Here is a 23,259-nt window from a genome sequence, read left to right as displayed (position 1 = left end):
CGAACATGAGGACAAAGCCCATGAGCACGATCATCGACATCCACGCCCGCGAAATCCTCGACAGCCGGGGCAACCCGACGGTCGAAGTCGACGTTATCCTCGAAGACGGCACCATGGGCCGCGCCGCTGTCCCCTCCGGTGCCTCGACTGGCGCCTATGAGGCGAACGAGCGGCGCGATGGCGATAAGTCGCGCTATCTGGGCAAAGGCGTGCTCGAAGCCTGCGCCGCCGTCAATGGCGAGATTGCCGAGGCGCTCGTTGGGGTCGAGGCGACCGAACAGGTCGAGATCGACGAGATGATGATCGAACTCGACGGGACCGAGAACAAATCCCGCCTCGGCGCCAATGCGATCTTGGGCGTGTCGATGGCCGCGGCCAAGGCGGCGGCGGACTACTGCGCGCAGCCGCTCTACCGCTACATCGGCGGCACCACCGCACGGGTTCTGCCGGTGCCGATGATGAACATCATCAATGGCGGCGAACATGCCGACAACCCGATCGACATTCAGGAATTCATGATCATGCCGGTCGCCGCGGAGAACATCCGCGAAGCCGTGCGCATGGGGGCCGAGGTGTTCCACACGCTGAAGAAAGAGCTTTCCGCCGCGGGCCTCTCGACCGGGATCGGCGACGAGGGCGGCTTTGCCCCCAACATCAACTCCTCGCGCGATGCGCTTGATTTCATTCTGAAGTCCATTGAAAAAGCGGGCTACAAACCGGGTGAAGACATGTATCTCGCCCTCGATTGCGCGGCGACAGAATACTACAAAGACGGCAAATATGTCCTCTCCGGCGAAGGCAAAACCCTGTCGAGCGCAGAGAACGCCGACTACCTCGCGGCGCTGGTGAACGACTACCCGATCATCTCCATCGAAGACGGCATGGCCGAAGACGATTGGGACGGTTGGAAGGCGCTGACCGACCTTTTGGGCGGCAAGGTCCAACTGGTGGGCGATGACCTTTTCGTCACCAACCCTGCGCGTCTGAGCGATGGCATCCAGCGCGGCGCGGCGAACTCCATGCTGGTCAAGGTCAACCAGATCGGCACCCTGACCGAGACCCTCAAAGCCGTGGATATCGCGCATCGCGCGGGCTACACCAACGTCATGTCGCACCGCTCGGGCGAGACCGAAGATGCCACGATTGCCGACCTTGCAGTCGCCACCAACTGCGGCCAGATCAAAACCGGCTCGCTGGCGCGTTCCGACAGGCTGGCGAAGTACAACCAGTTGATCCGTATCGAAGAAATGCTGGGCGAGACCGCTCAATACGCGGGCCGCTCGATCCTGCGCGGCTGATGTCGGCCCTCACCATCCGCCCTGTCACCACCGCTGCGGACCTCGCGGCGGTGGTGGACCTTTGCTGGGCCTATCGCGACTTCCTCTACCACTTCGGCCCGACCGAACAGCGGATCGTTGAGACCTTCTACCCCCAAGACAAATACAGCGCCCTGATGGCGCGCCTGCCCGAGGAACACGCCCGTCCGCGCGGCATCATCCTCTTGGCCGAGCGGGATGGCATCCCCCTGGGCTGCGGCATGTCACATGCGCTGACCGAGACGGAGAGCGAGATCAAACGCGTCTTCGTCACCGATGCGGCCCGTGGCACGGGGGCGGGCCGGGCGATCTGTCAGCGCCTTGTCGATCAAGCGCGGGAGGATGGGTTCGAGAAGGTCTATCTCGACACTTCCGTGGGCTTCGCCCCTGCCCGCGCGCTCTATCGCTCGCTCGGGTTTGTTGAGCGCGGGCCCTATCAACCGATGCCGGATTTCACGCGGGATGCGATCTGTTTCTTCGAGATGCCGCTGAGGGACGTGGCCGCGCCTGCCGAATAGCGTAAACGGGGCGGCCAGATTGCCGCCCCGTTTTTCATTGCCGCACGGTTTACCCGGCGAAGAGCTGTAGGAACTTCTGCTTCGAATACCCCAGCTTCAGCGCCCCACGGTCCGACAGGCGCGGCGCGATGCGCATGCGGATGATGTCCCGGTCGGTATCGAGGGCTGCGTTGAGGCGCAGCACCGCGTCGACCTTGCCGTTTGGCCCCGGGGCGACCTCTTCGATCATGCCGACCAAGACACTGTCTTTGCTCCAGACCGGCGCGCCGATGAGGGTCGCGATGTTGATCGGCCTTGGGGTGGTGGCACTGTTGTCGGCGCCGGTGGTCGCCCGGCCTGCGGTCGCCGTGGGGGTGCTATCGGGGTCATCCGTCCCGCTGTGGCCGCTGCCCCCGCCGACCGAGACGCCAGCCCCGGCCCCCAGACCGTCACCGCCGCCCACCGAAGCGCCGACGCCTGCGTTCACACCGTCGCCCCCGCCGACCGAAGCGCCAACTCCGGTCCCGATGCCGTCACTGCCGCCGACCGAAGCACCGACACCGACATCCGCGCCGCCATGGTCGCCATGGCCCCCGACGCTGACCCCAACCCCGAGGCCGATTTCAGCCTGCGCCGCGGGCGCCAGCATGAGCGTCACTGCCGTAACGGCGAGGCTGTTTTTGAAAGCACCTGTGTGAAAGATAGTCATAGCGAATCTCCTTCTCTAAGCCGGTCGAATGCCTTCGACCCTTGGCCCCCACAGGGAACCTACGCGGGAAGTCGCAACGATGTTTCAAGAAAATTGCGCTATAGGTGTATTTTTCGCAACTTTGTTAGTAAGTTGGCGTTCTTGCCGATATGATGGCATAGCGGCTGCACGTTGGGGCCTTAAAATCCCTCTCCGGCACCTTTCCGTCAAAGTTAGGCAACGGCCCGGCCACCTCACTCCCGGCTGACGGTGCCCCCGCCAACGGCGGCGCGGACGCCTGTCGTGCCGGGGCACGAGGTGGGCAGCCCGCGCGCCACGCGTACTGCCAGATAGGCAAAGGCCTGCGCCTCCAGCATGTCGCCATCGAGGCCGATCTCCTCCACCGGGGCGACGGGGCAATCGAGGCTGACATCCAACATCCGCATCAGCACCGGATTATGTCGCCCGCCGCCCGTCACATAGACGCGTTCGGGCGGGGCTGGGCAATGCTGCATCGCCTCGGCCACACCAGCGGCGCACATGGCGGTAAGGGTCGCGCAGGCATCGGCATCGGAAAGCTCACCCACAAGGGCCACCATCTCGGCAAAATCATTCCGGTCGAGGGATTTGGGCGGCATGCGTGCGAAATAAGGCTCGGCCAGAAACAGCTCCAAGGCGCCCTGCTCCACCCTGCCCCGCGCGGCCAGCTTGCCGCCTTCGTCATAGTCTTGGCCAAGCCGGGCCTGCATCAGATCGTTAATCGGCGCATTGGCGGGGCCGGTGTCAAAGGCCAGCAACGCGCCGTCCTCCTCCGGGCGGGCCACGCGCGGGTCGACCCACGTGAGGTTGCCCACGCCGCCGAGGTTCAGGAAGGCCACCGGCCCCTTTCGCCCGGCGTAGCGCGCGCAGGCGTGGTGAAAGAAGGGGGCGAGCGGTGCGCCCTCGCCGCCCAGTTCAACATCGGCGCTGCGGAAATCCCAGACCACGGGCAGGCCAATCTCTCGCGCCAGCAGCGCGCCGTTGCCGACTTGCAGCGTGCCCTGCATGCGTGGGGCATGGGCGAGCGTTTGGCCGTGAAAACCGATGAGGTCGACCTCAGGCGCATCTTTCAGCAGGTCGGCCAAGAGCGCCAGATGCGCGGCCTCCACCGCCTTGGCGGCCTCCTCAACCTCGGCCCCGTGCCACTTGCCGAACCCCGCGGCGATCACGCGCCGCTCTTCGGCGGAATAGCTGCGATAGGCGCTGCCGCCAAAGCCGGCAATGTCATGCCCATCGGTGCGCAAAATCGCGGCGTCCACCCCATCCAGAGAGGTGCCCGACATCATTCCCAAAGCCGTCACCACTTCGGTTCCGGCATCTTGCCTGTGCTTGGCCCTATTCATGGCCTTTTCCTTTGCCGCTCGTGCGCATATAGATTGCCCCGCAATACAGTTTTGAGGCAAGTCACCATGACATACCATCCCAAATCGGAGTTCATCCACACGATGATGCAGCGCGGCTTTCTGGCCGATTGCACCGATTATCAGGGGTTGGACGAAGCCCTGCTGAAAGGCGCGGCCCCGGCCTATGTGGGCTATGACGCCACGGCCAAGTCTCTGCATGTTGGGCATCTGGTCAATATCATGATGCTGCGCTGGCTACAGAAATGCGGCGGCAAGCCGATCACCCTGATGGGTGGCGGCACGACCAAGGTGGGCGATCCATCCTTCCGCTCGGACGAGCGCCCGCTGCTGACGCCCGAGGCGATCGACGACAATATCGAAGGCATCCGTCAGGTCTTTGCCCAATACCTCGATTACGGCGAGGGCGAGACTGGCGCCTTGATGCTGAACAACGCGGAATGGCTCGACGGGTTGAACTACCTCGATTTCCTGCGCGACATCGGGCGGCATTTTTCGATCAACCGGATGCTGAGCTTTGAGAGCGTGAAGTCGCGACTGGACCGCGAGCAGTCGCTGTCTTTCCTTGAGTTCAATTACATGATTCTCCAAGCCTATGACTTCATGGAGCTGCACCGCCGCTATGGCTGCATTCTTCAGATGGGCGGGTCGGATCAATGGGGCAATATCGTCAACGGCATCGACCTGACGCGCCGGGTGATCGACGGGGAGGTGTACGGCCTGACGTCACCGCTCTTGACCACCAGCGACGGCAAGAAGATGGGCAAATCGGCGGGCGGTGCGGTCTGGCTCAATGGCGATATGCTGAGCCCTTATGAGTTCTGGCAATTCTGGCGCAATTGCACCGATGCCGATGTGGGCCGTTTCCTCAAGCTCTACACCGAGCTGCCAGTCGATGAATGCGACCGTCTGGGCGCGCTGGCGGGGTCCGAGATCAACGAGGCGAAGGTGCGTCTGGCCAATGAGGTCACCGGCCTGCTCCACGGGGAAGAGGCCGCCCGCAACGCCGAAGCCACCGCGCGCGAAGTCTTTGAAAAAGGCGGTGTGGGCGATGACCTGCCCACCCTGACCCTGTCGGCGGCGGATGTGGGCGATGGGGTTTCCATCGTGCAATTGCTGGTGAAATCGGGCCTTGCCGGCTCTGGCAAAGAAGCCAAGCGCCTGATCGCCGAGAACGGCGCACGGATCGACGACAAGCCACTGACCGATGCGGGCCTGATGCTGGATGCGGGCGCGCTGTCTTCTCCGGTCAAGCTGAGCGCGGGCAAGAAGCGCCACGCGCTGGTGCAGGTCGGCTGATCCTTCACGGGGCGGGCTTCGGTCTGCCCCGTCTTCCCTACTCCCGCAGCCCTCCTCCCGCCGCAACGGCATCCCTTGCATGGGGTGAGACTTCGTGCTGAACTGAACAAGCGTTCATATCGGGGGGGAGCCATCATGAAACTAGACAGTACAGCCGCCATCATCACCGGGGGCGCATCGGGGCTTGGCGAAGCCACGGCGCGCTATTTTGCGTCGCAGGGCGCGCAGGTCACCCTGTTGGACCGTGACGCTGCCCGAGGCGAAGCCATCGCGAAAGAGATCGGCGGCCACTACGTCCTAACCGATGTAACGGATGAGACGTCGGTGCAGGAAGCGGTGGACTATGCCCAAGAAAAGATGGGCTGGATCACTGCGGCGGTGAATTGCGCGGGCATCGCACTTGGGATCAAAACCACGGGCCGCGACGGGCCGCATCCGCTCGACGCCTTTCAACGCACCATCGACATCAACCTCGTCGGCAGCTTCAACGTGGCGCGGTTGGCGGCGGTGGCCATGGCCAAGAACACCCCCGAAGACGACGGCGCGCGCGGGGTGATCATCAACACCGCCTCCATCGCCGCCTTCGACGGGCAGAAGGGCCAAGCCGCCTATGCTGCCTCCAAGGGCGGGATCGCGGGCATGACCCTGCCGATGGCGCGGGATCTGGCCAAGGAAGGGATTCGCGTGATGACCATCGCGCCGGGCATTTTCAAAACGCCGATGCTGGCCGGATTGCCGGAAGAGGTGCAGGCCGAATTGGCCAAGGATGTGCCCAACCCGCCGCGCCTTGGTGATCCGGCGGAATACGGGCGGCTGGCCGGGTTCATCGTCGAAATGGGCTATCTCAATGGAGAGGTGATCCGCCTCGACGGCGCGCTCAGGATGCGCTGATGCCGCTGCAAAACCGCGTCCAACCGGATGGGGAGATCATCGCCCATCCGGCGCGGGGCAGCTTCATGGGCAACCGTGGCATCCTGCATGACGAAAACGGACTGCACCCCAAACGCCGTTGGGCGCATCAGAATTGGGTCTGTTGTCGGCTCAGCTTCAAGGGACGCCGCCGCAAGCTGATGGCGCCCCGCCATTATACCGAGCTGTTCTTTCTTGATGAGGCCGTGGCCTTTGCCGCCGGTCACCGCCCTTGTGCGGAATGCCGAGCCGCGGATTATCGACGGTTTCGCGCGTGTTGCGACCTCCCCGGCCCCGCCGCGGATCTGGACCGTCAGTTGCACGCCGAACGGGCCGTGCCGCGCGTTTTTCGTCAGCGCCGCCATGGGGATGTAGAAGCGCAGGACCTGCCCGACGGCAGTTTCGTCTTGGATCACGACGGCCAGAGCGGCGTGTTTCTCGGCGATGCCCTTCACCCCTATGCGCCGGAGGGCTACAGGGCTGCGCAGCGACGCCCGCAGGGCAGCGTCACCCTGCTCACCCCGCCGAGCATCGTCGCGGCATTCCGCAACGGCTACGGCCCGCAGATCGCCTTTGCGGAAGCGCGGGGTTAGCCCTGCGCTTTCTCCTCAAGCGCCATCCACTCTTCTTCGGCGTTAGAGAGCTTTTCATGCCGCTGCACCAGCGCATCGGTGGCTTTCTGAAACTTCACCGGCTCGCGGGTAAAAAGCTCTGCATCGCTGAGCAGTTCTTCGAGCTTGCCGATCTCGGCCTCCAACCGCTCGATCTCAGCGGGCAAGGCTTCGAGCCGGTGTTTTTCGGTAAAGCTGAGCCCGCCCGCGGATTGCTTTTTCTCCGCCTTCGGCTCGGCCTTGCTCGGCTTGGGTTTAACCACGCTTTGTGCGAAATCATCCTGCCCGCGCTGCGCCAGATAATCGGACCAGCCGCCTGCATAGACCGTGGCGCGGCCATCGCCCTCCATCGCGATGGTGGTCGCCGCCACCCGGTCGAGGAAGTCACGGTCGTGGCTGACCAGCAGCACGGTGCCGTCATAGGTGCCCAAGAGTTCCTGCATCAGGTCCAGCGTCTCAACGTCGAGATCGTTCGTCGGTTCGTCGAGCACCAGAAGGTTCGAGGAGCGCGCCATGATCTTGGCCAAAAGCAGCCGCGCCTTTTCGCCGCCCGAGAGCGAGCGCACCGGCGCGCGGGCTTGTGCCTCGTCAAAAAGGAATTCCTTGAGGTATCCGACCACATGTTTCGGCTGACCCCGCACCAGCACCTGATCGGCCTTGCCCGAGACGCGCATCTCGGGATCGCCGGTGAGGCTGTCCCAAAGGGTCATGTCGCCGTCAAGCTGCGCGCGCGCTTGATCGAACAGCGCGAGTTCCAGATTGGTGCCCAGTTTGATCTCGCCCGCGTCGGGCTGTTCTTTGCCGATCAGCATGTTCAGCAGCGTGGTCTTGCCAACACCATTTGGCCCGACCAACGCAATTCGGTCGCCGCGCTGCACCGTGATCGAGAAATCGCGCAGGATCTGTTTGTCACCGAACTTCTTAGCGATGCCACTCGCCTCGATCACCTTGCGGCCTGACTTCGGCCCGGCCTCCAGCGCCATGGCCGCGGTGCCCTGCCGTTTGATCTGCGCCGAGCGTTCGGCGCGCAACTCTTGAAGCGCGCGCACCCGGCCCTGATTGCGTTTGCGCCGGGCCGAGATCCCCTCGACCGCCCAACGCGCCTCGGCCTTGATCTTGCGGTTCAGCTTGTGGCGCTGCATGTCCTCTTCTTCCCAGACCTGATCGCGCCATGCCTCGAACCCTTCAAAGCCGATGTCCTGACGGCGCACGGTGCCGCGGTCGACCCAGAGAGTCGCGCGGGTCAGCTCGCGCAGGAAGGCGCGGTCGTGGCTGATGATGACAAAGGCGGTGCGGGTGCCCTTTAGCTCGGATTCGAGCCATGCGATGGCTTCGATGTCGAGGTGGTTGGTCGGCTCGTCCAGCAGCATCAGTTCCGGCTCTTCGGCCATCAGCCGCGCAAGTGCCGCGCGGCGACGCTCCCCGCCCGATGCGGTGGCCACAGGGCGCGCCGGGTCAAACTTCAGCCCCTCGCCGGCGCGTTCCACCTTATACATCTCACCCGGATCGAGCCCATGGGCCGCGAAGTCGCCAAGCGTCTCGAAGCCCGAGAGGTCAGGCTCCTGCTCCATATAGCCGACCGAGACGCCGGGCCCGGCCACAACCGCCCCGCTGTCGGGCTCTACCAGCCCGGCCATGACCTTCATCAGCGTCGATTTGCCCGAGCCGTTGCGGCCCACCAAGGCCAACCGATCGCCGGTCTGAACCACGAGGGAGAGGTCTTCGAAAACAGGATCGCCGCCAAAGGTCAGCGAAATGTCGGTGAGTTGTAAAAGGGGTGCGCGTGCCATGCCTGCCAGCTATCTTTCGGCGCGGGCAAGGTCAATGTCCAAAGGCGATACGGCCTCAGGCCAACGCCCGCAAAAGCCGCGCGCGGTTGGGCGGGATCGCGGCGATCTCCAGCCCGGTGAAGACATGCAGCGTGCCCATTTGCCGGTCGATCACGGCGTGATCGCTGACCCAGCCGCCCATCGCCAGATAGCTGCGCAACAGCGGCGGGATTTGCTGGCGCGCGCGCCGGGGATCGGGGCTATGGCGGTCGCGGGCATAGGGGTGGACCTCAGCCGCCTTGACGCCGGGGCGCCATTCCGCGGGGGCAAGATGCTGTTGTTTCAACAGGGCAAAGGCATCGCGGTAGCGGGTCGGATCGGTGCCCGTGAAAGAGGAACAGCCAAACAAAAGCGCCGCGCTGCTGTCTTCGACTTCCCGGGCCAATTGCCCCCAAGCGAGGCGTTGAATATCGGGGTCTTGCCATTCTGGATGGATGCAAAAGCGGCCCAGTTCCAGCATGGCGCCTTTCATGCGCTCCAAACGGCTCAGATCGTAAAACTGCGCGGCATAGCTCTGGGCCAGCTCCGCGCCCTGAAACCGGGTCAGGCGAAAGCAGCAGACCAATGTGCCGCTGTCGCGATCCTCTATCAGAAAATGCCGTGCCGCCGCGTCGAATGCATCACGGTCGGCGGTCCCGGTCTGAAAACACTGCGTCCGCAGCGCCTGCGCCCGGGTGATGTCCCCGGGCGTGAGGGCTTCGCGCGTCAGATATCGGCCCGGGGGCGATTGGGTCATCTGCGAGGTCGCCTTCGCTTATCCGCGGCCCTGCCCTGCTGCCGGGGCATGCCAAGGGGAACTTAGCTGCCGAAGGCCGACGGGCTAAAGCGGCCAAGGTTGCCCAGAAGCTGGCGCAGGAAGGTGTTGTCGGCCACAGGCGATGTCGTCACGCGGCGCGACAGCGGCACGACCTGCCCGCGCTCAAGCCCGAAGCGTTCGACATTCGACACCACACCGGCTTCGTTGAAGCTGACGGTCACCACCTCACGCTCGATCTCTTTCGGGGCCATGAAGCCCAGAGCGCGTTTGCGCATCTTAACGTAATAGTAACTATCATCGCTCAAAACACCCGAAACCGTGGGCACACCGATCTTCTGCGCGACGCTCTCTTTGGTATCGCTGCCCACAACGACCTGCTCAAGCTGGTCTTGCGGCGGCACATAGCCGTGGTTCTCATACTGCGGGCTACAGGCGGTCAGAAGCAGTGCAAGGCCCATACCCGCGATCCGGAGGTGCGTCTTGCCGGTCTGTTTGGTTTTGCGCATTTGGTCTGCCCTCTTGCCCTGACGGATTATGGCTTTTATTTCGCATACACCAAGGCACCCCAAGTGTACAAGAAACGAAAGTCGGATCTCATGTCGCGCAAATCACCTACGCCAACCGCTCTTCGGGTCGCGGACCTGTCCCAGACGGAGCCAAACGCGTTCGCGCTGCGCCCTGAGGCGGAAGCGCTGGCGCAGATCGCCGAGGAACTCGATCTCTCAGCCCTGCGCAAACTTAGCTTTTCGGGCAGCATCAAACCGCTCGGCAAACAAGACTGGCAGTTGGACGGGAAACTGGGCGCGACCGTGGTGCAGCCCTGCGTCGTCACGCTTGAGCCAGTGACCACGCGGATCGACGCCGATATTACCCGCCGCTTCATCCATGATTTCGAACTCCCCGAAGAAGAGGAGGTCGAAATGCCCGAGGACGACACGACAGAGCCTTTGGGCCAATGGATCGACCCCGCGCAGGTCATGATCGAGGCGCTGGCGCTGGAAGTGCCGGAATATCCCCGCAAGGGCGATGCGGAACTGGGCCAGATGGTCCATGCCGAACCGGGCCAAAAGCCGATGACGGACGAAGACGCGCGGCCCTTTGCGGGCTTGGGCGCACTGCGCGATGCGCTGAAGAAAGACGAAACCTAAGGAAACAAGCGGAAAACCGCGGAAATTCGCGCTTGCATCGCGCCGGTTTCGCGTTATTTTGCCGCCCTCACCCGAATTAAGGTTGGACATTGCGCGGCTGCGGCCCTAAAGCGTCGTCACGCCCGAAACGGGGTCCGAATTGAAACACGGTTGCGGCCTGCTTTGCCAAGTCAGCAACCCCGAAGGCAAAGGCACCAGACATGGCTGTCCAACAGAATAAAGTATCCAAATCCCGCCGCAACAACCGCCGCGCCCACGATTCGCTCTCTGCGGCGAACCCGAACGAATGTTCGAACTGCGGTGAGCTGAAGCGCCCCCACCACATCTGCGCGGCTTGCGGTCACTATGACGACGCCGAAGTTGTCGCCCTGACCGAAGAAGTGGACCTGGAAGACGACGCAGCATAAGCTGCGGTAGTTTTTAAGGTTTTCTCTTAGGCAGTGAGGCATTCGCACTGATGACGGCCCAGCCCGATCACCCCAACGCGAAAGCCGGACACACCCTGATCTCGGTCGACGCGATGGGGGGTGACGAAGGCCCGGCAGCAGTTGTTGCCGGGTGTGCGCTTTCTGCGACAGCAAATCCCGATATCGGTTTTATCCTGCATGGTCCCCGTGATCAGTTGGAGCCTTTGATCGCCAAGCGTGGTGAGTTGTCGGGCCGTTGCGAGATACGTCACGCCACGGATGTCGTCACGATGGACGACAAGCCCAGCCAAGTCGTGCGCACCGGCAAAGACAGTTCCATGTGGTCTGCCATCGAATCCGTGCGGAGCGGAGAGGCGGCTGTGGCTGTCTCTTGCGGCAATACCGGCGCGCTGATGGCGATGTCGATGATACGGCTGCGCAAATTGCCGGGCGTGAATCGCCCTGCAATTGCCGTGCTCTACCCCTCTTCCAACCCGCAGGGCTTCAACGTGATGCTCGACGTGGGCGCCGATGTGCGCGCCGACGCCGATGATCTGTTGCGTTTCGCGCTGATGGGCACCTCCTATGCCCGCAACGGTATGGATTTGCAGCGCCCCCGCGTGGGGCTGCTGAATGTCGGCACCGAAGAGCATAAGGGCCGCACCGAACTCAAAGAAGCCTATGATTTGATTCGCGCCCAAGGCGATGCCACCGGGTTTGAATTCGTCGGTTTCGTTGAGGGCGGCGATATCTCGGGCAACCGCGCCGATGTCATCGTGACCGATGGGTTCACCGGAAATGTCGCGATCAAAACCGGCGAAGGCACGGCCAGCATGATCGGCGACCGGCTGCGCGAAGCGTTCAAATACTCACCCCTGTCGCGCCTCGCCTCGCTGCTGGCCTATACCTCGCTGCGCCGTCTCAGCAAAAAGATCGACCCGCGCCGTGTGAACGGCGGCGTCTTTCTGGGCCTGAACGGCACGGTGGTGAAATCGCACGGCTCCGCCGATGCGACCGGCATCTCCGCTGCGATCAAACTCGCCGCGCAGTTGTCGCAGAATAAATTCAATGACAAGCTAGCCGCTCGCGTCGCCGCGACGCTGCCAGCTGAGGAGTCCGTCAAATGAGCCTGCGCGCCGTTGTCACTGGTTGTGGCCACTATCTGCCCGCCCGTGTCGTGGAAAATGCCGAATTTGAAGCGACCCTCGACACGAATGACGAATGGATCCGCTCGCGCTCGGGCATCGAACGCCGCCACTTTGCCGCCGAAGGTGAAACGACCTCTTCCATGGCCAGCGCCGCCGCACGCAAGGCGCTTGAAGACGCGGGGCGCGATGTTTCCGATGTCGACGCGATCGTCGTGGCCACCTCCACCCCCGACCTGACATTCCCGTCGGCCGCGACCATGGTGCAGGCCGAATTGGGCATGACCAATGGTTTCGCTTTTGACGTGCAGGCGGTCTGCGCGGGTTTTGTCTATGCGCTGGCGAACGCCAACGCGCTTATCGTTTCCGGTCAGGCCCGCAATGTGCTGGTGATCGGGGCCGAGACCTTCAGCCGCATCATGGATTGGACCGACCGGTCGACCTGTGTGCTTTTTGGCGACGGCGCGGGCGCGCTGCTGCTTGAGGCGCAGGATGGGCAAGGCACGCCCGAGGACCGCGGGATCCTCGCGACCGATCTGAATTCCGATGGGCGCTACCGTGATCTGCTCTACGTCGATGGTGGCGTCAGCACCGGCACCACCGGCTATCTGCGGATGCAGGGAAATCAGGTGTTCCGCCACGCGGTCGAAAAGCTCGCTGCCACCGCCAATACCGCGATGGACCGCGCCGGCGTCAGCGCCGAGGATGTCGATTGGATCGTGCCGCATCAGGCGAACATCCGCATCATCCAAGGCACCGCGAAGAAACTGAACCTGCCGATGGAGCGCGTTGTCGTGACCGTGCAGGACCACGGCAACACCTCTGCCGCCTCGATCCCGCTGGCGCTGTCGGTGGGCCGTGAGCGCGGCCAGATCAACAAGGGTGATCTGATCGTCACCGAAGCTATTGGCGGCGGTCTGGCTTGGGGCTCTGTTGTCCTGCGCTGGTAAGTCCCTGAGCTAACGCGGAAAATCTCTGCCGAATCGTGCTCGATCCGGGCATTGATGTTGACTCTAAAAATCTGAGCAGCATATGCTATTGGAAAGCATGGGGGATATAATGCCGAACAAGACATTGACGCGCATGGATTTAAGCGAAGCTGTATTTCGTGAGGTCGGTCTTTCTCGCAATGAGAGTGCTCAGCTGGTCGAAGCCGTGCTTGAGCATATGTCCGACGCTCTGGTCGACGGGGAACAGGTCAAGATTTCCTCTTTCGGCACTTTTTCGGTACGCGACAAGACCGCGCGTGTGGGCCGCAATCCGAAAACCGGCGAAGAGGTTCCGATCAACCCGCGCCGGGTGCTGACCTTCCGCCCCTCGCATTTGATGAAAGACCGGGTTGCCGAAGGCAACAAGTCCTGACCCATGGTCAAATCGCCGGACGCTTTTCGCACCATCTCCGAAGTCGCTGACTGGCTCGGTATCCAAGCCCATGTTCTGCGGTTTTGGGAGAGTAAGTTCACCCAAGTGAAACCCATCAAACGGGCGGGCGGGCGGCGCTATTACCGCCCCGCCGATATGCTGCTGCTTGGCGGGATCAAGAAGTTGCTGCATGACGATGGGCTGACCATCAAAGGCGTCCAAAAGATCCTGCGTGAGGAAGGGATGACCCATGTCTCCGCCCTCTCCGCCCCGCTTGACGAGTTGGACTTCGTGGAGCCGCGCCCTGCGCCGAAACCGGACATCATCCGGCCTGAGACAGGTGTGGTTCTGAACTTTGGCGCGAAGACGGAAGCGCGCGGGGATGAGGTGAGCGCTGAGACGGTAGACACGCGGCAGGAGAACACGGCGGAGGTCGAAGAGCCCGCCCCTGCGGCAGCACAGCGCCCCTCGCCCATGCCGCCCGCCGACGATCATCCACGCGCCACGCCCGATCCGCTGGCCCCCTCTGACAGCAGCACGCCCGATGCGCCGCAACTCCCTGCGTCCGAAGCTGAGCCCGAAGAGGAACCCGCGCCGGAACCTACACCAGAGACCGGCCTGCCCGAGTTCCTCAAGCGCCCGCTGGCGCCTGAGCCGGAGGAGACCGCAGAGGTTTCGCCCGCCCCCGCTGAAGCCGAGGCGGAAGACCCCGAGGACGACAGGCCGAAACCCGCGATCATCGACCTTCCCGATTTCACTCTAGAAGCCGATTTCCCCGCCCGTCCGGGGCTGCTGAGCGTCGGTGCGCGTGTCCATCGCCTGCCCCGTGACGTGCAACCGCAGGTCGCCGGTCTGCTGTTGGATTTGGCTGAATTGCGCGCGCGCATGGCCGCAGAAGCCGGCGCGGAAACAAATTTCTAATCGCGATGAAAAGATTGGCAATTCCCTCTTGCACCCCCTGCGAGATCGGGTATGAAGCCCACGTAGTCGGGCTATGGCGCAGCCTGGTAGCGCGTCCGTCTGGGGGACGGAAGGTCGCAGGTTCGAGTCCTGCTAGCCCGACCAACCGACTACAACAAAACGCCCGCGCCGGTAACGCGCGGGCGTTTGTCATTTAAGAAGGCCGCGCCCGATGCCCAATGCGATGAACGGGGTGCTCCCCAACCAGCAGATTGCAGCGATGATCGAAAGCGGCGCCATTGCCGCCGATCCCGCGGTCACCTCTGCCCAGATCCAGCCCGCCAGTCTTGACCTCCGCCTCGGCAGCGTCGCCTATCGCGTCCGCGCGTCTTTCCTTGCCGGGCATGGGGCCAAGGTCTCGGATCGTTTGGCGGAATTCGAGATGCACCGGGTCGACCTCAGCGATGGGGCCGTGCTGGAAAAAGGCTGTGTCTATGTGGTGCCGCTGATGGAGCAATTGGCGCTGCCCGAGGGTGTCTCTGCCGTTGCGAATGCCAAAAGTTCCACCGGACGGCTCGACCTGCTGACCCGCACCATTACCGATGGTGGCACCGAATTCGACCGCATCGCGCCGGGCTACACCGGCACGCTCTATGCCGAGATCTGCCCGCGCTCTTTCTCTGTGCTGGTGCGGCCCGGCATGCGGCTCAATCAGATTCGTTTCGGCAGCGGGGATGCGACCCTCGATGACGACGCTCTGCGCGCGCTGCATGCCAAGACGCCGCTCGTTGACGGGACCGCTGTGATCGACGAGGGGCTGGGCTTCTCCGTCGATCTGCGGCTGCCCGGCACCAGCCTCGTCGGCTACCGCGCGAAGCCGCATACCGGGGTGATCGACCTCGACAAGATTGGCCATTACGATCCCGCCGCCTATTGGGAAGAGGTGCATAGCACCAACGGTCAGATCATCCTCGACCCCGGCGCCTTCTACATCCTCGTCAGCCGCGAAGCGGTGACGATCCCGCCTGCCTATGCTGCTGAAATGGCACCCTATTTGGCGATGGTCGGAGAGTTCCGCGTGCATTACGCGGGCTTCTTCGATCCGGGCTTTGGCCATGCCGAGGCGGGCGGCGCAGGCTCACGCGGGGTGCTGGAGGTGCGCTGTCACGAGGCCCCCTTTGTGCTGGAGCATGGGCAAGTCGTGGGCCGTTTGGTCTATGAGCATATGGCGCAGATCCCCAGCCAGCTTTACGGCGCCGACATCGCGTCAAACTACCAAGGTCAGGGGCTGAAACTGTCGAAGCATTTCCGCTCCGCGTAAAGACGCGGCGCCGGTCAATCCTCGAACAGCTCGCTCTGCCCTTCGCTCGCTTCCGGCTCGTCCTCGCCATCGCCGACGGTGGGCAACAGACCGGCGGGCGGACGGTTCTCCAACAACCCGGCAGAGCGCAGTTCTTTCAGCCCCGGCAGGTCCCGCGCGCTTTCCAGACCGAAGTGATCCAAAAACTCCTGCGTGACGACAAAGGTTACTGGACGGCCCGGAGTCATCTTGCGGCGACCAAAGCGGATCCACTCCATCTCAAGCAACTGGTCCACCGTGCCCCGCGACACTGATACGCCGCGAATCTCTTCGATCTCGGCGCGGGTGACGGGCTGGTGATAGGCGATGATCGCCAAAGTCTCGATCGCCGCGCGGCTGAGCTTACGGGTCTCGACCGTTTCCTTATGCATCAGAAAGCCAAGGTCCGGCGCGGTGCGAAAGGCATAGGCGTCGCCGACTTTCATCACCTGCACGCCGCGCCCCTGATACCGGTGCCGCAGGAAGGCCATCGCCTCGCCCACGTCTGAGCCGCGCGGCAAACGCTCTTCGAGTTCGCGCAGGGTGATCGGCTCGGAACTGGCGAAAAGCACGGCTTCGATCATACGCTCCTGCTCGGCGAGCGAGGGCGCGTCGAACAGTTTCTTTTCTTTAGTTTCAATCTCTTCCGACACGCATCAATCCTTCTTGCGCAGTTGGATGGGGGCGAAAATCTCTTTTTGCCGGATCTCCATATGTCCCTCTTTGACCAGTTGCAAAGAGGCGGCAAAGGTCGCCGCCGTGGCCGAGCGGCGGCGTTCTGGGTCGCTTTCCCAACCCTCGGGCAGGTAGCTGTTTAGATCGCCCCAATCGCCCGCATAGCCGATCAGCCCGCGCATGCGGTCTAGGGCCTCTTCCATGGTGAAGACCTTGTCGCGGTCCATCACGAAGGGGCGGAAATCCTCACGCGTGCGGGTGCGCGCATAGCCCTGCATCAGGTCCAGCAGCGTCGCGGTATAGGTGACCTTTTTGACGCTGGTGATCTCTTGGGTCTGGCCGCGGGCAAAGAAGTCTCGGCCAAGCTGATCCCGAGCCATCAGACGCGCGGCGGCGTCGCGCATGGCCTGCAAACGTTCCAGTTGGAAGGCCAGATGCGCGGCCATTTCTTCGCCCGATGGGCCCTCTTCGGTCGGGTCCGGGGGCAGCAGCAGACGCGACTTCAGGAAAGCCAACCACGCCGCCATGACGAGGTAATCCGCCGCCAGTTCCAGCCGCAACTCCTTTGCCCGTTCGACAAAGGCCAGATACTGCCGCGCCAGTTGCAGCACCGAGATCTTGCGCAGATCGACCTTTTGCGTGCGGCTCAGCGACAGCAGCAGATCAAGCGGCCCTTCATAGCCTTCGACATCGATGATGAAGGCTTCGGCGGCCAGCCGGTCGGCCACGGTGCTGCCCGCCCCGCCCCGGTCTTCCTGAAATGTCGTGTCAGCCATGCAATGTCCCGCCCAGAAGCGTCTCAAGCTGGGCGCTGAGGGCGTCGATGTCAACGTCATCGGGGGTTTGCCGCGCATCCATGGCCCGCAGGGCGCGGGTTTGGGCGGCGGGGGTCATCTCGCCCGCGGCTTCGGCCACGGCGCGGCGGTCTTCGAGCGGGCCATTGCAGAAAAGTGCCACGTCACAGCCCGCCGCGATGGCGGCGCGGGTGCTTTCCGCTGGGGTCATTTGCAGCGCTTTCATCGAAATGTCGTCGGTCATCACGAGGTTGTCGAAGCCGATCTCTTCTCGGATCAGCCGCATCACCTCGGGCGACAGGGTCGCCGGGGCATTGTCCAGCGCGTCATAGACCAGATGTGCGGTCATCCCCATCGGCAGGTCGCGGAGGCTGCGGAAGGGGGCGAAATCGACCGCCTCCAGATCGATCCGGCGGGCCGCTACCCGGGGCAGATCGTGGTGGCTGTCAAGCGTCGCGCGGCCATGGCCGGGCATGTGCTTCATCACTGGCAAGACCCCTCCGGCCAGCAGCGCATCCGCCACGGCGCGGCCAATCTCGGCCACCTGCCCCGGCGTTTCGCCGTAACAGCGGTTGCGCAGAAAACGGTGGGTGTCCGGCCCGGCCACATCGATCAGCGGGGCGCAGTTGCTGTCGATCCCGACGCTGTGCAGCTCGTGGGCGATGATCCGGTACATCAGGTAAAAGGCTTGGCGCGCTTGATCGCCGGCGCGGGCAGCGAGGTCCATCGGCGGCAGCCAATCGCGCCAGTGGGGCGCGCGCATGCGCTGCACGCGGCCGCCCTCTTGATCGATGGTGATGACGGCGTCATGCCCCGCCGCCTCGCGCATTTCTTCGCAGAGCGCGCGGAGCTGGTCGGGGCTGTCGATGTTGCGGGCGAAGAGGATAAAGCCAAAGGGCCGCACGTCCCGAAAGAACGCCTTTTCCTCGACGCTGAGCCGATGGCCCGTCGCGTCGAGGATCGTGGCCCCGAAGGGGCGCATCAGCGCATCACCACCGGGATGCAATCCGCGTTTTCAGCCACGAGGGCCGAGCAGAAGCGGCGTGCGTCGGCGATGTCGTTAAAGCCCATGGCACGCAGGCGGTAGAAGACCCGCCCGCCGCTGGTGGCCTTTTGCACGACGCGGCTCTTGCCTTCGAGATAGGCACCGAAACGGCCCTGCAAACGGTCCCATTGTTCACGCGCGACCTCGGGGCTGTCAAAGGCGCCAAGCTGGGCCATGCGGGTGCCAGCGGGCAGCGATGCGGGATCGACTTCTTGGGTGGCCGCGGCCACTGGATTAGGTTGCACGGCGGCGGGTGTCACCACAGCACCGCCCGCCGGACGGCGGCGCGGACGCAGGGAGTTGCGCACGCCCGGCGCGTTCAGCACGGCCTTAACCACCTTGGGCTGCACGGAGGTATCGGCCAGCGCCATTGCCACGGCGGCATCGACAGGATCGCCAGCGGCGGCCTCCTCCCCGGTGAGCGGGGCCACGCCATTGGTCAGCTGCGCCACGAGGTCTTGCACATTGCCCGAGCGGATCGCTTCGGAGGCGTCGATCAGATCACCGTCATCCTCACGCGCCACGGCTGGGGTCGCGTTGCCTTGTGTCTTTGCGGCAACCATTGCCACTTTGACGGGCTGGTCTTCGTCTTGCAATTCGATCTGGCGCGGCGCGAGGCGCAGCTCATCCGCCGGGCGCCCGGCGCTGCCTTCGGCGGCGACCACATTGACGGAAAGCCCCTGATGACGGGCCAATTCACCGCCCGGCTCTTCGGGGCGCACGCGCATCTCGCCTTCGATCGCGCGGACCACCGGGATGCCGGTCACGTCACGCACAAGCAGTTTGTAGCCCCAAACACCGATCCCCGCCACCAGCGCCAAGGACACCACGGCGCCCGCGATATTGGTGAGCGTTGTCAGGGTCTTGGGCGCGCTGCCCACTGCGTAGCTATGCGCGGAATCGGGCGCATAGCCCGCCGTCGTCGGGGAAGACGTGAAATCTGCCATCTCTGCCTCTTTGCCCGGCGTGATACATCGCCACGCGGGTCTGGTCATGGGGTTGCCTGTTTTCGGCGCGCTGGTGCGGTTACCGCATCTCCTGCGCCGGTGTGACCCCGAGAATACCAAGACCCGCCGCAATTACAATCGCAACGGCACGCGACAGCGCGATTTTTGCCTGCGACGTGGCCGCGTCCCCTTCTTGCAGCGCCCGCAAGCCATCCTCGGACCGGCCCAAGTGGTAGAGGCTGTGGAAGTCGGAGGCCAATTCATAGAGGTAGAAGGCCACCCGGTGCGGCTCATTGCTGCGCGCGGCGGTCTCGACCAGACGGGGCCATTCGGCAAGCTTGCGCAGCAGGCCGATCTCGGCCTCGTGGTCGAGCTTGGACAGGTCCGCGTCCAGCAGCGTGGCATCCGCCACCTCGACCCCCGCCTCTTCGGCTTTGCGCAGGATCGACGCGACCCGGGCATGGGCGTATTGCACATAAAAGACCGGGTTCTCGCGGCTTTGCTCCAACACCTTGTCGAAATCGAAGTCGAGCATCGCGTCGTTCTTGCGCGTCAGCATGACAAAGCGCGTCACATCCGGGCCGACCTGATCCACCACATCGCGCAGGGTCACGAAAGTCCCTGCCCGTTTGGACATCTTGAACGGCTCGCCGTTTTTGAAGAGCTTCACCAACTGCGTCAGCTTGATGTCGAGCGGCACATGCCCGTCGCTCAGCGCCGAAACCGCCGCTTTCATTCGTTTGACGTAGCCGCCATGATCCGCGCCAAAGACGTCGATCAGCATGTCGAAATCACGGCTGACCTTGTCATAGTGATAAGCGATGTCGGGGGCGAAATAGGTCCAAGACCCGTCGGACTTCTTGACCGGGCGGTCCACATCATCGCCATGTTCGGTGGATTTGAACAGGGTCTGTTCGCGCGGTTCCCAATCGTCGGGTTTCTTACCCTTCGGCGGCTCCAACACGCCTTCGTAGATCAACCCTTTGGCTTCGAGCGAGGCGATGGCCGCTTCGATCTGACCCGTGCCATAGAGCGATTTTTCGCTATAGAACACGTCCATCTCGACACCCAGTGCCGCCAGATCGTCGCGAATGAGGTTCATCATCGCATCGGTGGCGAATTCGCGGATATCGTCCAGCCATTCGCTTTCCGGCTGGTCGACCAGCTTGTCGCCGTACATCTTGGCCAGCGCTTCGCCCAGCGGGATCAGGTAGTCGCCGGGATAGGTGCCATCGGGGAAGGCCACCTCTTTGCCATTGGCTTCGAGGTAGCGCAGATAGACCGAACGGGCGAGCACATCGACCTGCGCGCCGCCGTCGTTGATGTAGTATTCCCGGGTCACATCATAGCCCGCGAAGTCCAGCAGGCTCGCGAGCGCATCACCAAAGACCGCGCCCCGGGTGTGGCCCACATGCAGCGGCCCCGTCGGGTTGGCCGAGACATATTCAACGTTCACCCGCTGCCCGGCGCCAAGGATCGCGCGGCCAAAGTCGGTGCCTTGGCTCAGCACCTGACGGGCCACGTTTTGCCAGACCGAAGGCGCAAGGCGCAGGTTGATGAACCCCGGTCCCGCCACTTCGGCAGAGGTGATGCGCGGATCGTTTTGCAATTGCGCGGCCAGTGCTTCGGCGATGTCGCGCGGCTTCATGCCCGCAGGTTTGGCCAGCACCATCGCGGCATTGGTGGCCATGTCGCCATGGGCCGCGTCACGCGGCGGCTCAGCGGTGATCGGGTCAAAGTTCAGGGTCGCAGGCAGAGCTTCCTGCGCGACCATCTGTTCCAGCGTCGCAATGATGAGATGGCGAATTTCGGCAAATAGGTTCATGTCGGGTATCCTTGTTCCCCGCCCGTTTATCATGTGCGGGGGTGCAGTCAATCAAGCGTCGGGCCGTCGCGGCCCAAGTTGGGGAGTGGCGTTTGAAACGGCGTGCTCAGCCGAGGTCCAAACGCCCAGATCGGAGCCGTCGCCCCGCTTCGGAGCCAAGGAACAGCGCGCTTTCCGCTGCAAGCTCTGCCTGCCCCTCTGGCACGGTGATGAGGTGGAAGTGCAGCCCCCGCGGCCCGAACACCTTGTCGAGCGCGGCATTGGCCGCTTCAAACGCACCGATCATGGCATGCCCGGCCAGCGCCAAGGGCTGGCTTGGCCGCGGCAGAACGGTCACCACCGCCCCCTGCCCGGCCACCAGACCCCGGCCCAAGGCACGCATCATTGCCGAAAGCCCGCGGATCTGCGCATCCGTGCCTTTGCAGTAATCGTCGGGGTCGAGCGGCAACAGGTTCAGCACCATATGCAGCGGCGTGCCGCCCCAATTGCGGTGCAACGGCTCAAAGCGCGCGACAAGATCGCCGGCCAGCGCCAGCGCTTCGACACGCTCGGCCGATTGGCTCATCAACCGCGCCAGCACCGTAGGATCGCGGTCCATCGCCACGACTTCCGCCCCCAGATCCGCCGCGCGTTTGGCCACCGCAGGCCCCGGCGCTTGCCCCGCCGAGAGGATCGCGAAGGTCGCGTCACCGGCCAGACTTTCCGGCAGAACTGGGGTTTGTATCATGTCATGTCACCTATGGATCATCAAAAGAAGACTACCATGCCGCGAAGACTAGCGGAAGCTGCGCAGGTCGCTGTCGAAGAGACGGGCGTGTTCTTGCAGGGCGAAACGGTCGGTCATGCCTGCAATGTAATCAGACACCATCCGCGCCAGCGTGGTTTCATCCTCTGCCGCCTCGATCGCTGCCGCCCAATGGCGCGGCAATAGGTTGGGCTGGGACAGGAACAGCGGGAACAGGTCCTCGACCACCTTGGTCACCTTCTCGCGATTCTCCATCACCGAGGGGGCGCGATACATGCGGGTGAAAAGAAACTTGCGGATCTCGCGCAGATCTTGCCAGACGGGGTCTGAGAAACGGATCACCGGACGGCCCAGATGACGGATGTCGTCAGGGGATTTCGCCCCCGAATCCTTCAGCAGTTTGGCCGAGGTTTCAATCACATCGCCGACCATAACCCCAAAGACCCGCCGCAGCGCCTCATGACGGCGGCGGTAGCTGTCGGTCTCGGGGTAGAGCCGGTCAACCTCGGCATAGGCGGGGCCGACCATGGGCAGTTCGGCAATCTCACTTTCGGTAAACAGCCCTGCGCGCAGACCGTCGTGCAGGTCGTGGTTGTTATAGGCGATATCATCGGAGAGCGCGGCGACCTGCGCCTCGGCGCTGGCATGGGTGTGCAGTTCCAGATCGTGCCGCGCGTTGTAATCGGCCAGCGCATGGGGCACCTCGCCCGTCACCGGCCCGTTGTGTTTCGCGATGCCTTCCAGCGTGTCCCACGTCAGGTTCAGCCCATCGAATTCGGCATAGTGCCGTTCCAGCGTGGTGACGATCTTGATCGCCTGCGCGTTGTGATCGAAGCCGCCGTAGGGCTCCATCAGCTTATGAAGTGCATCTTCGCCGGTGTGGCCAAAGGGCGTGTGGCCCAGATCATGGGCCAGCGCCACGGCCTCGGTCAGCTCGCCATTCAGACGCAGCGCGCCTGCGATGGTCCGCGCGACCTGCGCCACCTCGATGGAATGGGTCAAACGGGTGCGGAAATAGTCGCCCTCATGCTCAACAAAGACCTGCGTCTTGTGCTTGAGCCGCCGAAAGGCGGAGGCATGAATGATCCGGTCCCGATCCCGCTGATAACAGGAGCGAAAAGTGCTTTCCTCTTCCGGCACCAACCGTCCCTTGGCGGTGTCCGGATCAGAGGCGAATTCTGCGCGCATCGCGGCTGGTCCTCTCTCGCGGTCCTTGTGACCTGTCCTTGTGCTTTCTATATGTTAGAGGAACGCGAAAGAAAACCGATGCATCGGAGCCCGCAGATGAACCTGCCCCCCAAAGTCACCCCCCGCGCCTTTGAACGCCTCGCCGAGATCGGGGCCGCAGACGAAGGCAAGGCCCTGCGCATCGCTGTCGAAGGCGGCGGCTGCTCGGGCTTTCAATACGACATCGCGCTGGACGAGCCCGCCGAAGATGATCTCATTCTCGAAGGCAGCGGTCAGAAGGTGGTGGTCGATAGCGTCTCCCTGCCGTTTCTGGCCGACGCCGTGATCGATTTCACCGAAGAGTTGATCGGCGCACGTTTCACCATCGAGAACCCCAATGCGACGGCGGCCTGCGGCTGCGGCACGTCCTTTTCGATGTAGGTCTGTCGGGCGC

General features: G+C 63.5%; 25 protein-coding genes and 1 tRNA gene. 14 read left to right on the top strand and 12 right to left on the bottom strand.

From position 1 onward, the window contains the following. Positions 1-20: 20 nt before the first annotated feature. Together eno and J7392_RS11785 are read left to right on the top strand one after the other, a co-directional pair. The gene (gene eno / locus J7392_RS11790; protein WP_209217717.1) at positions 21-1,298 is read left to right on the top strand and encodes a phosphopyruvate hydratase; all 1,278 of its coding nucleotides are present in this window, start codon (positions 21-23) and stop codon (positions 1,296-1,298) included. Then, positions 1,298-1,834, top strand: coding sequence for a GNAT family N-acetyltransferase (locus tag J7392_RS11785; protein WP_209217716.1), 537 nt, complete (start codon positions 1,298-1,300; stop codon positions 1,832-1,834). The genes eno and J7392_RS11785 overlap by 1 nt, the downstream gene beginning before the upstream one ends. A gap of 49 nt (positions 1,835-1,883) precedes the next feature. On the opposite strand, the gene J7392_RS11780 is transcribed toward J7392_RS11785, so the two are convergent. After that, positions 1,884-2,522, bottom strand: coding sequence for a hypothetical protein (locus J7392_RS11780; protein ID WP_209217715.1), 639 nt, complete (start codon positions 2,520-2,522; stop codon positions 1,884-1,886). Between the two features lie 233 nt (positions 2,523-2,755). Then, the gene (locus J7392_RS11775) at positions 2,756-3,883 is read right to left on the bottom strand and encodes an anhydro-N-acetylmuramic acid kinase (protein WP_209217714.1); all 1,128 of its coding nucleotides are present in this window, start codon (positions 3,881-3,883) and stop codon (positions 2,756-2,758) included. Positions 3,884-3,949: 66 nt separating this feature from the next. Between J7392_RS11775 and tyrS the strand changes: the two genes are divergently transcribed. From tyrS to J7392_RS11760, 3 genes are all read left to right on the top strand, one after another. Continuing rightward, positions 3,950-5,200, top strand: a complete 1,251-nt coding sequence (gene tyrS, locus J7392_RS11770; protein ID WP_209217713.1) for a tyrosine--tRNA ligase — start codon at positions 3,950-3,952, stop codon at positions 5,198-5,200. Positions 5,201-5,335: 135 nt separating this feature from the next. Then, positions 5,336-6,091 (top strand): 3-hydroxyacyl-CoA dehydrogenase, encoded by a 756-nt coding sequence (locus J7392_RS11765; RefSeq protein ID WP_209217712.1) that lies wholly within the window; start codon positions 5,336-5,338, stop codon positions 6,089-6,091. Continuing rightward, the gene (locus tag J7392_RS11760; RefSeq protein WP_209217711.1) at positions 6,091-6,702 is read left to right on the top strand and encodes a hypothetical protein; all 612 of its coding nucleotides are present in this window, start codon (positions 6,091-6,093) and stop codon (positions 6,700-6,702) included. Before J7392_RS11765 ends, J7392_RS11760 begins: the two co-directional genes overlap by 1 nt. On the opposite strand, the gene J7392_RS11755 is transcribed toward J7392_RS11760, so the two are convergent. The 3 genes from J7392_RS11755 to J7392_RS11745 form a co-directional block, all read right to left on the bottom strand. Then, positions 6,699-8,510 (bottom strand): ATP-binding cassette domain-containing protein, encoded by a 1,812-nt coding sequence (locus tag J7392_RS11755; protein ID WP_209217710.1) that lies wholly within the window; start codon positions 8,508-8,510, stop codon positions 6,699-6,701. The two genes, J7392_RS11760 and J7392_RS11755, sit on opposite strands and share 4 nt — an antisense overlap. 55 nt (positions 8,511-8,565) lie before the next feature. After that, positions 8,566-9,285 carry a GNAT family N-acyltransferase gene (locus J7392_RS11750; protein ID WP_209217709.1) on the bottom strand — a complete coding sequence of 240 codons (720 nt, stop codon included), beginning with the start codon at positions 9,283-9,285 and terminating at the stop codon, positions 8,566-8,568. Positions 9,286-9,347: 62 nt separating this feature from the next. Then, on the bottom strand, positions 9,348-9,812 hold the full coding sequence (locus J7392_RS11745) for an outer membrane protein assembly factor BamE (protein ID WP_067265877.1): 465 nt from the start codon (positions 9,810-9,812) through the stop codon (positions 9,348-9,350). A gap of 90 nt (positions 9,813-9,902) precedes the next feature. Here J7392_RS11745 and J7392_RS11740 point away from each other — a divergent pair, with 90 nt between their 5' ends. The 8 genes from J7392_RS11740 (at position 9,903) to J7392_RS11705 (ending at position 15,589) form a co-directional block, all read left to right on the top strand. Continuing rightward, positions 9,903-10,454 carry a DUF177 domain-containing protein gene (locus J7392_RS11740; RefSeq protein ID WP_067265875.1) on the top strand — a complete coding sequence of 184 codons (552 nt, stop codon included), beginning with the start codon at positions 9,903-9,905 and terminating at the stop codon, positions 10,452-10,454. Between the two features lie 200 nt (positions 10,455-10,654). Then, complete coding sequence (rpmF, locus tag J7392_RS11735; protein ID WP_067265873.1) at positions 10,655-10,861, top strand: 50S ribosomal protein L32; 207 nt, start codon at positions 10,655-10,657, stop codon at positions 10,859-10,861. Between the two features lie 50 nt (positions 10,862-10,911). Then, positions 10,912-11,988, top strand: a complete 1,077-nt coding sequence (plsX, locus tag J7392_RS11730) for a phosphate acyltransferase PlsX (protein ID WP_209217708.1) — start codon at positions 10,912-10,914, stop codon at positions 11,986-11,988. Continuing rightward, a complete protein-coding gene (locus J7392_RS11725) occupies positions 11,985-12,956 on the top strand; it encodes a beta-ketoacyl-ACP synthase III (protein ID WP_209217707.1) in 972 nt (323 codons plus the stop codon). Before plsX ends, J7392_RS11725 begins: the two co-directional genes overlap by 4 nt. A 109-nt stretch (positions 12,957-13,065) precedes the next feature. Beyond that, the gene (gene ihfA / locus J7392_RS11720) at positions 13,066-13,368 is read left to right on the top strand and encodes an integration host factor subunit alpha (RefSeq protein WP_067265868.1); all 303 of its coding nucleotides are present in this window, start codon (positions 13,066-13,068) and stop codon (positions 13,366-13,368) included. Between the two features lie 3 nt (positions 13,369-13,371). Next, a complete protein-coding gene (locus J7392_RS11715; RefSeq protein WP_209217706.1) occupies positions 13,372-14,289 on the top strand; it encodes a MerR family transcriptional regulator in 918 nt (305 codons plus the stop codon). Between the two features lie 67 nt (positions 14,290-14,356). Continuing rightward, positions 14,357-14,433, top strand: a tRNA-Pro gene (locus J7392_RS11710). Between the two features lie 79 nt (positions 14,434-14,512). Next, a complete protein-coding gene (locus J7392_RS11705) occupies positions 14,513-15,589 on the top strand; it encodes a 2'-deoxycytidine 5'-triphosphate deaminase (protein WP_209217851.1) in 1,077 nt (358 codons plus the stop codon). A gap of 14 nt (positions 15,590-15,603) precedes the next feature. On the opposite strand, the gene scpB is transcribed toward J7392_RS11705, so the two are convergent. From scpB to J7392_RS11670, 7 genes are all read right to left on the bottom strand, one after another. Further along, positions 15,604-16,260 carry an SMC-Scp complex subunit ScpB gene (scpB, locus tag J7392_RS11700; RefSeq protein ID WP_209217705.1) on the bottom strand — a complete coding sequence of 219 codons (657 nt, stop codon included), beginning with the start codon at positions 16,258-16,260 and terminating at the stop codon, positions 15,604-15,606. Between the two features lie 3 nt (positions 16,261-16,263). Then, a complete protein-coding gene (locus tag J7392_RS11695) occupies positions 16,264-17,058 on the bottom strand; it encodes a ScpA family protein (protein WP_209217704.1) in 795 nt (264 codons plus the stop codon). Further along, positions 17,051-18,058 (bottom strand): beta-N-acetylhexosaminidase, encoded by a 1,008-nt coding sequence (nagZ, locus tag J7392_RS11690; RefSeq protein WP_209217703.1) that lies wholly within the window; start codon positions 18,056-18,058, stop codon positions 17,051-17,053. Before nagZ ends, J7392_RS11695 begins: the two co-directional genes overlap by 8 nt. Then, positions 18,058-19,068, bottom strand: coding sequence for an SPOR domain-containing protein (locus J7392_RS11685; RefSeq protein WP_247744559.1), 1,011 nt, complete (start codon positions 19,066-19,068; stop codon positions 18,058-18,060). The genes nagZ and J7392_RS11685 overlap by 1 nt, the downstream gene beginning before the upstream one ends. A 79-nt stretch (positions 19,069-19,147) precedes the next feature. Beyond that, complete coding sequence (gene argS, locus J7392_RS11680) at positions 19,148-20,893, bottom strand: arginine--tRNA ligase (protein WP_209217701.1); 1,746 nt, start codon at positions 20,891-20,893, stop codon at positions 19,148-19,150. Between the two features lie 106 nt (positions 20,894-20,999). After that, complete coding sequence (locus tag J7392_RS11675; RefSeq protein ID WP_209217700.1) at positions 21,000-21,620, bottom strand: hypothetical protein; 621 nt, start codon at positions 21,618-21,620, stop codon at positions 21,000-21,002. A 48-nt stretch (positions 21,621-21,668) separates the two neighbouring features. Further along, a complete protein-coding gene (locus J7392_RS11670) occupies positions 21,669-22,826 on the bottom strand; it encodes a deoxyguanosinetriphosphate triphosphohydrolase (protein ID WP_067265853.1) in 1,158 nt (385 codons plus the stop codon). A 96-nt stretch (positions 22,827-22,922) separates the two neighbouring features. Between J7392_RS11670 and J7392_RS11665 the strand changes: the two genes are divergently transcribed. Then, positions 22,923-23,246: an iron-sulfur cluster assembly accessory protein gene (locus J7392_RS11665; RefSeq protein ID WP_209217699.1), complete on the top strand. Its 324-nt coding sequence runs from the start codon at positions 22,923-22,925 to the stop codon at positions 23,244-23,246. Positions 23,247-23,259 lie beyond the last annotated feature (13 nt).

The sequence above is a fragment of the Sulfitobacter sp. R18_1 genome (genome assembly GCF_017743915.1).
GTDB classification, from domain to species: Bacteria; Pseudomonadota; Alphaproteobacteria; order Rhodobacterales; family Rhodobacteraceae; genus Sulfitobacter; species Sulfitobacter faviae.
The sequence above is the reverse complement of the archived record's forward strand: the minus strand, read 5'-3'. Positions and strand labels throughout refer to the sequence as shown.

Excerpts from the sequence above, each read along its gene's own strand:
- eno (WP_209217717.1), top strand. The coding sequence starts at position 21 with ATGAGCACGATCATCGACATCCACGCCCGCGAAATCCTCGACAGCCGG.
- J7392_RS11785 (WP_209217716.1), top strand. The coding sequence starts at position 1,298 with ATGTCGGCCCTCACCATCCGCCCTGTCACCACCGCTGCGGACCTCGCG.
- J7392_RS11780 (WP_209217715.1), bottom strand. The coding sequence starts at position 2,522 with ATGACTATCTTTCACACAGGTGCTTTCAAAAACAGCCTCGCCGTTACG.
- J7392_RS11775 (WP_209217714.1), bottom strand. The coding sequence starts at position 3,883 with ATGAATAGGGCCAAGCACAGGCAAGATGCCGGAACCGAAGTGGTGACG.
- tyrS (WP_209217713.1), top strand. The coding sequence starts at position 3,950 with ATGACATACCATCCCAAATCGGAGTTCATCCACACGATGATGCAGCGC.
- J7392_RS11765 (WP_209217712.1), top strand. The coding sequence starts at position 5,336 with ATGAAACTAGACAGTACAGCCGCCATCATCACCGGGGGCGCATCGGGG.
- J7392_RS11760 (WP_209217711.1), top strand. The coding sequence starts at position 6,091 with ATGCCGCTGCAAAACCGCGTCCAACCGGATGGGGAGATCATCGCCCAT.
- J7392_RS11755 (WP_209217710.1), bottom strand. The coding sequence starts at position 8,510 with ATGGCACGCGCACCCCTTTTACAACTCACCGACATTTCGCTGACCTTT.
- J7392_RS11750 (WP_209217709.1), bottom strand. The coding sequence starts at position 9,285 with ATGACCCAATCGCCCCCGGGCCGATATCTGACGCGCGAAGCCCTCACG.
- J7392_RS11745 (WP_067265877.1), bottom strand. The coding sequence starts at position 9,812 with ATGCGCAAAACCAAACAGACCGGCAAGACGCACCTCCGGATCGCGGGT.
- J7392_RS11740 (WP_067265875.1), top strand. The coding sequence starts at position 9,903 with ATGTCGCGCAAATCACCTACGCCAACCGCTCTTCGGGTCGCGGACCTG.
- rpmF (WP_067265873.1), top strand. The coding sequence starts at position 10,655 with ATGGCTGTCCAACAGAATAAAGTATCCAAATCCCGCCGCAACAACCGC.
- plsX (WP_209217708.1), top strand. The coding sequence starts at position 10,912 with ATGACGGCCCAGCCCGATCACCCCAACGCGAAAGCCGGACACACCCTG.
- J7392_RS11725 (WP_209217707.1), top strand. The coding sequence starts at position 11,985 with ATGAGCCTGCGCGCCGTTGTCACTGGTTGTGGCCACTATCTGCCCGCC.
- ihfA (WP_067265868.1), top strand. The coding sequence starts at position 13,066 with ATGCCGAACAAGACATTGACGCGCATGGATTTAAGCGAAGCTGTATTT.
- J7392_RS11715 (WP_209217706.1), top strand. The coding sequence starts at position 13,372 with ATGGTCAAATCGCCGGACGCTTTTCGCACCATCTCCGAAGTCGCTGAC.
- J7392_RS11705 (WP_209217851.1), top strand. The coding sequence starts at position 14,513 with ATGAACGGGGTGCTCCCCAACCAGCAGATTGCAGCGATGATCGAAAGC.
- J7392_RS11695 (WP_209217704.1), bottom strand. The coding sequence starts at position 17,058 with ATGGCTGACACGACATTTCAGGAAGACCGGGGCGGGGCGGGCAGCACC.
- nagZ (WP_209217703.1), bottom strand. The coding sequence starts at position 18,058 with ATGCGCCCCTTCGGGGCCACGATCCTCGACGCGACGGGCCATCGGCTC.
- J7392_RS11685 (WP_247744559.1), bottom strand. The coding sequence starts at position 19,068 with ATGGCAGATTTCACGTCTTCCCCGACGACGGCGGGCTATGCGCCCGAT.
- argS (WP_209217701.1), bottom strand. The coding sequence starts at position 20,893 with ATGAACCTATTTGCCGAAATTCGCCATCTCATCATTGCGACGCTGGAA.
- J7392_RS11675 (WP_209217700.1), bottom strand. The coding sequence starts at position 21,620 with ATGATACAAACCCCAGTTCTGCCGGAAAGTCTGGCCGGTGACGCGACC.
- J7392_RS11670 (WP_067265853.1), bottom strand. The coding sequence starts at position 22,826 with ATGCGCGCAGAATTCGCCTCTGATCCGGACACCGCCAAGGGACGGTTG.
- J7392_RS11665 (WP_209217699.1), top strand. The coding sequence starts at position 22,923 with ATGAACCTGCCCCCCAAAGTCACCCCCCGCGCCTTTGAACGCCTCGCC.